General features: G+C 62.7%; 10 protein-coding genes and 1 tRNA gene. 3 read left to right on the top strand and 8 right to left on the bottom strand.

What is annotated here, in order from left to right; genetic code table 11:
* Positions 1-14: 14 nt before the first annotated feature.
* The 5 genes from IB258_RS00245 to IB258_RS00225 all read right to left on the bottom strand — a co-directional run bounded on the left by IB258_RS00245 (position 15) and on the right by IB258_RS00225 (position 5890).
* Complete coding sequence (locus IB258_RS00245; protein ID WP_125472666.1) at positions 15-233, bottom strand: hypothetical protein; 219 nt, start codon at positions 231-233, stop codon at positions 15-17.
* A gap of 18 nt (positions 234-251) precedes the next feature.
* Positions 252-494 carry a hypothetical protein gene (locus IB258_RS00240; protein WP_054456554.1) on the bottom strand — a complete coding sequence of 81 codons (243 nt, stop codon included), beginning with the start codon at positions 492-494 and terminating at the stop codon, positions 252-254.
* Positions 495-694: 200 nt separating this feature from the next.
* A complete protein-coding gene (locus IB258_RS00235; RefSeq protein WP_192351966.1) occupies positions 695-2356 on the bottom strand; it encodes a cyclic peptide export ABC transporter in 1662 nt (553 codons plus the stop codon).
* 126 nt (positions 2357-2482) lie between these two features.
* Positions 2483-4990 (bottom strand): penicillin acylase family protein, encoded by a 2508-nt coding sequence (locus IB258_RS00230; RefSeq protein WP_225588705.1) that lies wholly within the window; start codon positions 4988-4990, stop codon positions 2483-2485.
* 66 nt (positions 4991-5056) lie between these two features.
* Complete coding sequence (locus tag IB258_RS00225; RefSeq protein WP_192351965.1) at positions 5057-5890, bottom strand: N(5)-hydroxyornithine transformylase PvdF; 834 nt, start codon at positions 5888-5890, stop codon at positions 5057-5059.
* A 335-nt stretch (positions 5891-6225) separates the two neighbouring features.
* Between IB258_RS00225 and IB258_RS00220 the strand changes: the two genes are divergently transcribed.
* Positions 6226-8352: a TonB-dependent siderophore receptor gene (locus IB258_RS00220; protein ID WP_225590232.1), complete on the top strand. Its 2127-nt coding sequence runs from the start codon at positions 6226-6228 to the stop codon at positions 8350-8352.
* A 430-nt stretch (positions 8353-8782) separates the two neighbouring features.
* On the opposite strand, the gene IB258_RS00215 is transcribed toward IB258_RS00220, so the two are convergent.
* Positions 8783-9031, bottom strand: a complete 249-nt coding sequence (locus tag IB258_RS00215; protein ID WP_175214466.1) for a DUF4880 domain-containing protein — start codon at positions 9029-9031, stop codon at positions 8783-8785.
* A gap of 151 nt (positions 9032-9182) precedes the next feature.
* Positions 9183-9704: a sigma-70 family RNA polymerase sigma factor gene (locus IB258_RS00210; protein ID WP_119449087.1), complete on the bottom strand. Its 522-nt coding sequence runs from the start codon at positions 9702-9704 to the stop codon at positions 9183-9185.
* A 360-nt stretch (positions 9705-10064) separates the two neighbouring features.
* On the opposite strand from IB258_RS00210, the gene xth reads away from it, so the two are divergent.
* Both xth and IB258_RS00200 read left to right on the top strand, forming a co-directional pair.
* On the top strand, positions 10065-10847 hold the full coding sequence (gene xth, locus IB258_RS00205) for an exodeoxyribonuclease III (protein WP_054456551.1): 783 nt from the start codon (positions 10065-10067) through the stop codon (positions 10845-10847).
* Between the two features lie 66 nt (positions 10848-10913).
* Positions 10914-10989: transfer RNA gene (locus IB258_RS00200), tRNA-Ala, on the top strand.
* A gap of 134 nt (positions 10990-11123) precedes the next feature.
* On the opposite strand, the gene IB258_RS00195 is transcribed toward IB258_RS00200, so the two are convergent.
* On the bottom strand, positions 11124-11837 hold the full coding sequence (locus tag IB258_RS00195; RefSeq protein ID WP_192351964.1) for an autoinducer binding domain-containing protein: 714 nt from the start codon (positions 11835-11837) through the stop codon (positions 11124-11126).
* Positions 11838-11952: the final 115 nt, after the last annotated feature.

Here is an 11952-nt window from a genome sequence, read left to right as displayed (position 1 = left end):
CGGCGCGCCGCGCGCTATGCCTGCAATCGTCTTGCGCTGATTTCCACTGCGGCGTACTTGATGCCCTTGAGCGCGGCGTCCTCGCTCACGAAGGCGGAATCGCCCACGCCTATCCGCGTCCATTCGCGGCCTGGCGCGGTGCGCACCCAGGCTTCGTAGCCTTGCTGGGACGCAAGCGGCCTGAGTTCGTATTCGAGCTGATGCCCGTTGAGCCTGATCACTCCGGTTCTCATTGTTTTCTCCCCGGCGCCTCAACGCTGGCCCGCGATGGCGCAGGCGCGCATCAGGATGTGCCCAGGCCCCGCGGGCGTTGCGCGGTAGTCCTGCGCCCGCACCACTTCTGACACGCGCTGCCCGTCCGCCATCCATTGGCGGGCGACGCTGACGACATCGGTGAACTCGGGTTGCGGCCCGTCCAGCAACCAGCCGACGATGGGGACGCCAGGCATGACGGCCACACCAGGAGAAACCTGATCCAAATCAAGGGGCTTCATACTCCTCTCCGTTCAGGGAACTGTAGGGAGCGTAGACGCCGGGTCAATTCTCAGGCATTAGAAAACCGCAAAAAATAGAACATTTTGTGTATTCCCCGCCAGCGGCGCGAAGCAATCATCCCTGGCTGAGCACGCCACGCCGGGTGGAAATAAAAATTCACACATAAACTATCTGGGTGGCGCCGAGGAACGGCTGCCTCTCATTGCGCGGCAGCCAGCTCGGCGGGCGCCAAGGTCGCCGGATCGCGCGCAACCGTCGTTTCGATTGCCACGATCTGGCCATTCTCCATCCGTATCAGGCGGTCGGCCAGATGGAAATAGCGGTCGTCGTGGGAGATCACCAGCACCGCCTTGCCGCGGGCCCGCAACTCCGGCAGCAATTCGCGGTAGAACACGTCCTTGAACAGCGGGTCCTGATCGGCCGCCCATTCGTCGAACAACAGGAAAGGCCGATTCTCCAGGTACGCGACCACCAGGGCCAGGCGCTTGCGCTGCCCCTGCGACAGGGCTTGCGTGGTGAAGGCCCCGTCGCGCACCTGCACCTTGTGCTGCAAACGCAGCTTTTCAAGCAAGGCGTTGCCCTGCGCGTCCAGTTCGGCGGACGCGGCATCGAGCGTATGTTCGAACAGGTGAAAGTCGGAAAAAATGGCCGAAAACGTCTGGCGATAGCGATCACGGCTGCAGTCGTCCACCGGCTCGCCATTGAGCAGGATGGCGCCCTGCTCCGGCCGATATAGCCCGGCAAGCAGTTTGGCCAGCGAGGTCTTGCCGCTGCCGTTCCCCCCGACCAGATAGGTGATCTGACCCGGCGAAAAATCCAGGTCTACGGGCCCCAGGGTGAACATGTCGTCAGCCCCTTCGTGGTAATAGCGATGACAAACGCCCCGCAGCGCCACACTCGTCAAACCCAGTGTAGTCGCGGGGGCGCCATCGCCCTCATCATGTTCAAGCTGCGAGGTGATTTCGTCGATGCGCGCACCCGACACCTGAGCCAGATTGGCGCGCGGCAAGGCGATCAACAGATTTTCCAGGGGCCCCACGATGTAGACGAAGATCAGCGCGAAGCCGGTCATGACGCTGGCGCGGTCGGGCACATCGCCCACCAGCGCGAACAAGGTCAAGCCGATAAAGCCGTAGAGCAGGAAATTGCCCCAGGCCGACGACACCAGAAAGATCGACATGCCCAGCGCGCGTTCGCGTCGCACGGTCTCGATGGAGCGGCCCAACACGTCGTCGGCAAAGCGGCGGCGCTTGACGGCGTGCAGACGCAGTTCCTTGGCCCCCTCCACCAGCGAACGGAAATGGCCGAACAAGCGGTCCTGCTCCTTGGAAGCCACCTCCAAATGCCGGATCGCGCGCAGATGCGCCAGATGGTACCCAAGAGAACCGAGCCCGATGACGGCTACCGCCGCCAGAAACACCTGCCAGGATAGCCATGCCATATAGGCCAGGCATCCCGCCACGATGATGGCGTTGACCAGGATCGTCGGAAAGCTCACAAAGAACTCGGCCACCCGCGCGCTGTGTTCCGACAGGGCCGATTGCACCTTGGGACCGCCGATCTCCTCCAGCCGCCGGTAATCCGCGGCGACAACCCGCGCCGAGATGAAGCGCCGAAGGTCGGCATGGGCGCGTTGGTTCAACCGCTCGAACAGCACCGAGGCCGTCATCTGGCTCAGCATGGCCGCCACCGCGAAGGCCGCGAAGCGCCATGCCAGCGCCGCGCGCTCCGCCGAAGAGGCCGCGGTCAAGGCCGCATTGATCTGAGTGAGCAGCAGCACGCCGCACACGCCCTGGGCAATGCTGGCCAATGCCGCGGCCATCAGCAGCTTGCGCGACTGTCGAATCAGGTAAGAAAGCAAGGGAATCGCCTCGGACTGGGATGGAGAGGGACGCGGGCACGGCTCGCGCGGCCATGGCTTCGGGAACCATCTACACCTAGACGAGCGGCGCGGCCATATGTTTACGTGAGCGATGCGCCAACGGCATCAAGGAAGCAGACGCAACCGCTCCAGCGCAGGATCCCGCTCGATCTCCTCCTCATTGAATGGGAAAGACAGCCAAGCCTTGCGGGCGTACCGCAGCACGGGCCCCCAGCCCTGACCGTTGGCCACCGCGTTCTCATCCTGGCCGTGCGCCAGCAGCGTATGCGCCTGCATGCCGGACGGGCTGAAACGCACGACCTGAAGATAGCTGTTGCCCAGGGTGTCCGGGCCCATCCGGGCACCGCGATCTTCATTGCAAGCCACGGTGAAATAGCCCGCCGAGTCGCATCCGCCATAGAGGGGAAGGTGTCGCCCGCCGCTGGTCACAAAGCGGCGCGTTCCCAGCGCGCCATCCAACAGCCAACCCTTGTCGCTGAACTCGAGCACGGTCGCCGCCAATGCCCGGGCCGCCGCGCCCCGCCCCGCGCGCGGCTCGCGAGGAGTTTCCAGCGGCGATTCGCTGGCAAACGCCACCTCATAAAGATCGTCCGCCTGAATCCGTTCCAAGCGGGCCCAAAGCGCCTCCCACAGCAAGGCGCCCCGGTCATGCGCATCAGCCTTGTTCGGCCAACGACGCAGGATTTCGCACGCTGGCGCTATGTCGACCTTTTGCGAGACCGACTCCCCTTTACGCAATGCTCCCGGCTCCCCAGCCGCCAACGCATCGGCATCCAGCTCGACCTCCGACCGCACGCAAGCCTGGACCAGCACCTCGTCCTTGAACAACTCGGCGGCATGGTTCCTGGGCACGAGCACCTCCCGCATCAGTCGCCGGCTCAGGGCTTCCGAGGACTCGGCCTTGTCTTGAATCAGGTCGAGCGCCATGCGGTGCCCCAGTCTCCCCCGCAGCCCCAGCGGCTGGCGCTCTCCGCCCAACACCGCCGCGTATCCCTCCAGCGGCTGGGCGACATTGCTGAGCCAGTAGCTGTCGTTCATGTTCGCCACATAGTCCTCACGCAGCAGCGAAGGCATTGCCGCAGCCGGCATCGCGCCGGCCTGCGCCGCCGCCGGATCCGACTGCCATTCGCAATCCGAACGGCTGCCGTCGAGAACCGGCGTGATAGGGTCCACGCTGGCGAACGCTTCCGCCAGCGCCGTGACGCACGCTTTGCGCAGCGCATCCGGAACATTTGGCGCCGCGCCGACGTCTCCAAACCAGACCCGGCCGGCCCCACGCCCCTCGCCACGACCTATCGCCACCGTGTTGACCCAGGGAATAGCCGCCTCGCGGCGTTGGATGCCGATGAAGTCGTCCAGCGACTTCGCCTGGTTCCAGTAGAAGAAATTGCGAAAGATGCGAAAGTTGTCGGCGTTCACATCGCGGATCGCCAATGCGTGCGCCGTGCCCCAGCCAAATGCCGCGTGGTGTCCGCCCAGATCCACCACCGGCCCGTATCGGGTCCGGTAGAAGGTACGCGTCAGGCGCTGCGCACTTCCGTCTTCCGCGCGCACCTCGACGGCGACTTCGCGTGTCGTCATCGCCTCCATCTTGCCGTCGACCCGGTAGCGCGTCGGATCCGCCGCATCCAGCGCCAGGTCGAACAATCCGAAGCGGCGCGCCTGTGACACCGTATGGCTCCAGGCCACATCGCGGTTGAAACCTATCATGACTATCGGCAAGCCCAGAAAGGCCACGCCCGCCACGTCGAGCTTCCCAGGAATCGTCAGCTGCATCTGGTAGAAGCGATCCGGCCCGCCCCAATACCAGTGCGGGTTGCCGAACAGCACCGCGCCGTCGCCGCCGGTGGCCGCGCTTCCAAAGGCCAGTACATTGCTGCCGATGCCGGGCTGCGCACCGATGGTTTGAGCCAACCGGCTGCGCAACGCGGCGCGTCCGCCCGCCCCTTCCTGCGGCACGGCAGCGGGATCAGCGGGCCTGGAGTTGGCCATCTCTGTGACGAACTTGGCATAACCGGCGGCGATCTGGGCCGCATACATGCGCCGATGGACGTCGTCCGCCGAAATATCGCGCACCCAGGGCTGATTCAGACAAGGACGACCGACCGCCAACGCCCGACCGGCGCGGACATCGGCCAGGTAACGGTTGTAGCCCGCGGCGAACCCTTCGACGAGCTGGTTCAGTTCGGGCGGCTCCTGCTCCCGATAGCGGGCCAAGACCTCTCCATCGGCGTAGGCGCGAAAGAAAAAATCCAGATCGACGTTCTTCGGCCGCCCGAAGGTGGAGTCCCGCGCCGGCCGCTCTTCGGCGCCGAAGAACCACGCCCGCCTGCCCTCGTAGGTCACGAACGCTTCGGCCAGGGTGCACAGCGCATCCTGGGCCTGCGCGTAGCCGACGCCGACGCCGAGCCCTAGCCAGCTTTCCGCGCGAACATGAGGGATACCATCGGTGGTGCGTCGAATCTCGACGCCTGTTGCTTGCGCTCGAACTCCAGGTTCATCCGCCTTTGCATGGGCGCCGCCGGCCAGCGCCAACGCGCCGCCCAGCATCAATCTCCAGACACACGCAATGATCTGGCGCCGTTTCGCCGCAAACCGGTACGCGAAGCCCATCCTTCAAATCCTTCCTGTAGGTATGGCGCGCCGATGCCGACCATCCGGCTTCGGCGCCCTGAGGCGTCATGCCGCCAGCATCGCCGCCATGTGCGCCAGCCCCTGGCGCAGGGCCGGAAACAGGCTGTTGTTGAAGTTGTTCCAGCGCAGTTCCAGGATCGTGTCCCGCGGGTCGATGCGCGTATTGAGCACGTCCAGAATCACTTCGCCTGAATCGATGCCATTGTCGACGTAGTGAAACGACGCTCCGGTCATGTCCACCACCGGCACCTGCTTCGTTTCGCCGGTCTGCCAATCCACGACCTTCTGTCCGCGAGCTCCATGCAAGGCGTCCAGCGTCGCGTAGGCTCCTCGGCGCTCATAGGGCGATTCGATCCTGGTGATGCCAGGGTGGATGTTGACGATCTTCCGATGGAACGGCGCACCAGGGCGCACCAGTTCGTCCAGTATGACCAGCAGGCCATCGAGCACCACCAGTTCGGCGCCCAGGACCAGCAGTTTGTCCAGCAGGCGCGCCTCGAAGGCGCACTTACCAGCGGGCCGGTCCGCCGCGTCCAGCGGCAGCCGCCGATAGGTCGATGGAACCGAACAGAGCAGGTCGTTCACCCGCCGCCCACCCACCTCGAGCGCAGGCGGATAGAACCATTGCCCGCCGGGCCGCCATGAAAAGCCATAGTCCCCCACGCTCTCGCGGTCCCGGACCGAGCCCTCGTCGTCGTCGAAGATGACCGCTTCCAACGAATAGGCATCCCCCAGCTCGGTCCCGTTCAAGGTTTCAGCCAGGTACTCCAGCGGCGACTTCATATAGCGCCGTCCACCCTTGTACTCAATGTGCTGCCCGGCCCTGTCGGCCGCGGCATTTCTCAAGGACCAAACGTAAACCAGCTTCGTCTTCGTCATCTGCGCCAATAGAAAGAAGATTTGAAAAGCCACAAGACCCCGCACGCCACGCAAACAAGACGAAATAACCACTCGCTTGTTTAGCAGCAACTTCCCGGCCCGCCCTTCCGCGGTACGTCCCGGGTAAAGCTGGCTCGGCCCGCCTAAACAAAACCCGATGCGCAACGTCTAGTTCGCTACATCGATGCAGCCAGCGAACTCGCGAACCTACCCGCCGACGCATCGCCATTTCAACCGTCAAAACCAAAATGATGAGAATCCACTATCCGCTGCGTAACAGCGAACCGCCGGCGCGGCCTCTCGCACCCATAGCGCGCGTCGCCCAGGCCGGCCTATTGACCATCGCCGTCACCGGCACATCCCTGGCCCAAGAACCAGGCCAAGCCGACATCGTGGTCACTCTCCCCACAGTAAGAGTGGAGGCAGACCGGGATTCCGCCACCGGACCGGTGTCCGGCTATGTTGCCGAACGCAGCCTTACCGGCACCAAGACCAGCACGCCGATCACCGAAGTACCGCAGTCCATTTCCGTCATCGGCCGAGACGAGCTGGATGATCGTGGCGCCTTGTCCGTGGTCGAGGCGCTGCGTTACGTACCTGGCGTGGCCAGCCAGACGTATGGCGCGGACATCCGCGGACAAGACGACTGGATCAATCTGCGCGGTTTCTCGGGCTACGGCACGTCGCTATACCAGGACGGCTTGCGGATGAACACCAACGCAGGCACCTTTGCGAGTCAGCGCAGCGAATCCTACGGTCTGGAACGCATCGAAGTCCTACGCGGCCCCACCTCGGTGCTTTATGGAAAAGGCGACGCGGGCGGAATCGTGAACCGCGTCAGCAAGCGCCCCGCCGCCGACTCGCCGCGCGAAATCGAGGTCCAGATCGGCAACGAGGACCGGCGCCAGCTTGCTGTGGACGTGGGCGGCGCGCTGGACCAAGAGGAACGGATCCTGTATCGGATCATCGGCCTCGGGATGAACGCGGACACGCAGGACAGGTATGCCAGCGGTGATGAAGTCTCGAACACGCGCCGCTATCTGGCGCCATCGCTTACCTGGAAACCGACCCCGGACACCTCGCTGACGCTGCTGTCAGAATTCCTCCGCGATCGCAACGACGGGTTTGCATTCCGCTATGCACCGCCCGGTGCGTCGACCCGGAAATCCGCGTCGCTGCTCGAAGGCGAACCCGGGTATTCGGGCTTCGATCAGGACCAGGCTACCGTCGGCTACCTGTTCGAGCACAAGCTGAGCAGCGCCTGGACCCTGCGCCAGAACACGCGTTTGTCCGAGGTCGACGTGACCTATCGTCGCATCATGTCGCTCAGCCTGGAGGACGATGGCAGGACCATGCAACGCCAGGTACGCAAGTTCAAGGACGAAAACCGACAAATTGCGATAGACACGCAGGTCGAAGGCCAGGTCAAGACCGGCAGCATCGCGCACACGTTGCTGTTCGGCCTGGACGCAGAAAGGCAGAACAATGCCAGGCGGGTCTACACGGGCGAGACGGGACCGCTCGACATCTACGACCTCGTGTACGGCCAGCCCGTGACGGTGTCGCCGATCGCGGACTTCGACGACTCCAAGCAGCGCTTGCGTCAACTCGGGCTGTACGTGCAGGACCAGATCAAATTGACGCCACACTGGCTGATCACGCTGGGTGGACGCATGGACTGGACAACGTTGAGATCCCTCGATCGTCTGGCGGAAACCGATACCACGCAGAGAGACAACAAGTTCACCAAGCGCCTCGGGATCAGCTATCTCACCGGCACGGGTTGGACGCCATATTTCAGCTATGCCGAGTCGTTCCTGCCGACCGTCGGACGCGATGCCGACAATACGCCCTTCAAGCCTACGGAAGCCAAACAATACGAAGTGGGCCTGAAATTCACCCCCGACAACGGACGCAGCTTGTACACGGTCGCCTTGTACGACCTGCGCAAGACCAATGCGCTGACGGTGGACACGACGAACCCCGACTATCAGACACAGAACGGCGCCGTGCGGTCGCGGGGCATCGAACTGGAAGCAAAAGCGGCCTTGGCCCCCGGCATGGACCTCATCGCCACCTACACCTACGGCGCCGTCAAGATCACCGACAGCAACGGCCCCGATAAGGGCAAGGTGCCGACAGCGACGCCAAAGCAGATGGCATCGGCCTGGTTGAACTACCGCCTGCCGGACTCCGTGCTGCGCGGCCTCGGCATCGGGATTGGCGTGCGCTATGTCGGATCCGTCTACAACGACGAAGCCAACACCTGGAAAACGCCGTCGTTCACACTCTTTGACGCCGCCCTGCAATACGACACAGGACCCTGGCGCTTCGCGCTGAACGTCCAGAACCTGGCCGACAAGGAGTATGTCGCAACTTGCTACCAGTCGGTCGGCGATGGCAGCCAGTGCCAGTATGGCCAGGAACGGACCGTCGTGCTCAACGCACGGTATCGCTTTTGAGCCTCATCATGTCCGGAAAGCGGCGATGATTCCCCTGCTTTCCCCGTTGTTCCATGGTGACTGGGCGGCCTACGCAGAGGCACTGCACTGCGCCCCTGAATGGCCGGCAGGCGCGGTTCCCGTTACGCGCCTACTGGGCCGCGACCCGCTTTTTGGCGACACGATACGACGGTACGCCGCGCACCTGAACGTCTCGGGCAACGATTTGCGGGCCGCCGCCTCGGCCTGGAGCCTGGACTACCTGTGGGCCCTGTTGCCAGCGACTGCCGCCGCGGCGAACTTCTCTACACACGTTGGTTGCGCGCGGGCACATGCAAACGCATCCTTGCGGATGCCACGCTGATCGAGTTTGCTGCGCGGCAGGAGATGCAAGCCGCGCATGGCGGCATGGCGTCAATGGAGGCAGACGTGGCGAGAACAGGCCTGAAAACTAGGCCTTGCCGCCGAGGTCCTCGGCGCCCGGAACATCGATATCGTTCGCGGAAGGAACCAGACCCGCCATCAACCACAGGCGGCCAGCCTTGTCGTAGGCCTGGCGATGTGCCGCATCGGCGGCGAGCCATTGCACCAGCTCGGCTTCGTCGGTTGCATCGAAACTATCGTGCTCGTGCTGGCGCAGCACCCAGGACCAGGCAACATCCCAGACCGGGTCTTGCTTCGAATTGATGTCATCGCCCATAGGCTACCTTGGGGGCTAAAAGGCTGGTTGGCGCTATGGTAAAGGAAAAGGTTATCCACGATAACCTCTCTGAGGGACGACACGCTGTCCAAACCGCATGCCTGCGCCCACCTGGCCCAAGGGGCAACTGCGCAGCCTGATGCCTGCGGGCTCAGGCCTCCAGCAAATCGCGGCAGCTGGCGACGGCTTCGGTGGCATCCCGGAGCATGAAGTTCACAAGCGTGGCTGAGCAGCCCATTTGCCGCGCAACCTCCCGCTGCGTCAAACCGCCGAGCCTGTAGAGTTCGAAGGCGCGCCGCGTCCTGGGCGGCAAGGTGCCCAGGATCTGGTCAATGGCATCGATCACCTGCCGCTCCTGGAAGCGCCGGTCCGGCACGCAGCCGCCGGCGACCTGCGGCAACTCCCCGTCGTCGGTATAGATGCGATACGTAGATTCGACGGCCTGACGGCGACAGTGGTCCAACGCCAGATTGCGAACCACTTGGCAACAATAGCTATAAGGTTTGCTGACATCGCGCGCGCATGCCCCTTCCATGAGTTTCAGGTAGGCGTCTTGCGTGACTTCGTCCGCGATCTCCGGCGTGCCCACGATTCTTTGCGCGATGCGACGAAGCTGCGCCCGATGCGCAATGAATATGTCTCCAAGCCCCACTCCCTGCGTACCCATGGACATTGAAGCGCCTCCGCGCAAAGATTTATGGTGACTTGTAATAACTCAATCTATTGCGAAAAATTATCATTAATGAAAAATCGAATGTCTATCGCCGCGCCCTCGTTTTCGCCCTAACCTGGCGCTTTTTACAGGGATTCGAATCTGCTCCAGATTGCTTGCGGCACGAAGCCTCGAAAGCCTCTACGTCAACTTCAGAATGGACAGCCCGCCGGCTCGGGCTGCGCGGCCACGGTATCATCTGCGTCTGTCCCCGGCGACCGCCGACCACGCCCCGGATGTATGGCCAGATGATTAACTGGAACCGGGACCGTGGCAGGCGACGCCGCCGCAAGCCGCATGAATGAACGGTCTACAAAAACCATGAAATTAGCCACCTGGAACGTGAACTCCCTGAATGTGCGCCTGCCGCAGGTGCTGGACTGGCTGGCAGCCAATCCCGTCGACGTGCTGTGCATCCAGGAACTCAAGCTCACGGACGACAAGTTCCCCGAGGCCGCCTTCACCGAAGCCGGCTACCATGCCGTCTGGGCGGGCCAGAAAACCTATAACGGCGTCGCCATCATTTCGCGCGTGCCCGGCACGTCGATGGTGCGCAACATTCCCGGGTATGAGGATCCGCAGCAGCGCGTCCTGGCGCTGACTTTCCCCAGCCCTGAAGGCGATGTGCGCGTGGTCTGCGCCTACTGCCCCAATGGCCAGTCGGTGGGTTCGGACAAGTACGCCTACAAGCTGGACTGGTTCGAAGCCATGCGAGCCTGGCTGGCCGACGAGATCAAGCAGTATCCGCGGCTGGCCGTGCTGGGCGACTACAACGTCGCGCCGGCCGACGAAGACGTGCACAACCCCGAAAAATGGGAAGGCCAGGTGCTGGTGTCCGAGCCGGAGCGCAAGGCTTTCGGCGCCCTGCTCGACCTGGGACTGGCGGATTCCTTCCGCCTTTTCGAGCAACCGGAGAAATCCTTCAGCTGGTGGGACTACCGCCAGTTCGCGTTCCGCCGCAATGCCGGCCTGCGCATCGATCATGTCCTTCTGTCCGCGCCGCTGGTCAAGCGCTGCACCGCCTGCGTCATCGACAAGGAGCCGCGCCGCAACGAACAACCGTCCGATCACGCCCCGGTCGTTGCGACCTTGGCATTCGCCTGATTTTTTGTTCGGCGGCATATTGCGCAGGCCAAGAACATTCCTGTATAGTCTTGGTCTTGCTTCATTGGGGCGGTAGCTCAGCTGGGAGAGCGTCGCGTTCGCAATGCGAAGGTCGGGAGTTCGATCCTCCTCCGCTCCACCAAAATTCCCGCCAAGACAGGGCACTACATTTAACGATGTAGTGCCCTGTCTTGCTTTATGCGCCGGGTTCCGGCATCTGCCGAATCTCGATCCCGCAACGTGCGGAAATCGACTGGCTGCCAAGGCGCCGCCCACTTATCGTAGAAGTCCGAGCAACGCGGCGCGAGCGACGGCTGCAGTCCGATTCCGGGCGCCGAGCTTGGAAATGGCGTTTTTCGTATGGAATCTGACCGTCGACTCGGCAATCGCCAGTATTTCGGACACGTCGCTGCTGGTCTTGCCGTCCGCCGCCCATTTTAGAATTTCGGTCTCGCGACGCGTCAGCGGAGTATCTGGCGTTAATTTAAATCGCGGCAGCAAGACCCTGCTGAGCGCCAGGTGCGCAACGGTCACCAGCCATCGCATGCGCAATTCCTTGCTGAGCAGTTCCTCATCGGAGAGTTGCTCCTTCTGCCTGGCCAGCGTCAGCATTCCGCCGGTTCCGTACGCGTCCAGGTTCGACTGGGCCCATCCCACACAAAGCCCGGCTGCCTGCGCCTCGTCCCAAAGCTCTGGCGTTTTGGCAAACACCCTCTCCGACCAGACGATAGGCAGCGCAGACTGGCTGCAGTGTTTTACGGTAGGGTCGACTTCCACGTAACGCGCCTGCGCGTAGCGCTCCTGCCACACAGTCGGATAATTGCTGATCATGACGACCTGAGGGTTGGTAAACGGCAAGGCCGTCCCCACTGCATACCCGCAATAAGTAAACCCCAAATCCAATGCAGCGGCTGCCACCTTCGTGAAAACAGCTTGCTCAGTGGTTGCGCTATTAGTCGCCAATAGAAGGTCTTGTGCCCACGGCTTCATTCTGAATTCCGTCCCCGTGCATTTGCATCGCAATCATTTGAAAATCGCACGGCTGAAATCAAGAAAACGCCGCTGTCGCAATATAGTTAAACTCCTGAAATATTTCAAAATATAA

It is taken from the genome of Achromobacter sp. ACM02, from assembly GCF_014851605.1.
In the GTDB taxonomy this organism is placed as follows: domain Bacteria; phylum Pseudomonadota; class Gammaproteobacteria; order Burkholderiales; family Burkholderiaceae_B; genus Achromobacter; species Achromobacter aegrifaciens.
Note: the sequence above shows the minus strand (reverse complement) of the source record. Positions and strands in the feature narration are given on the sequence as shown.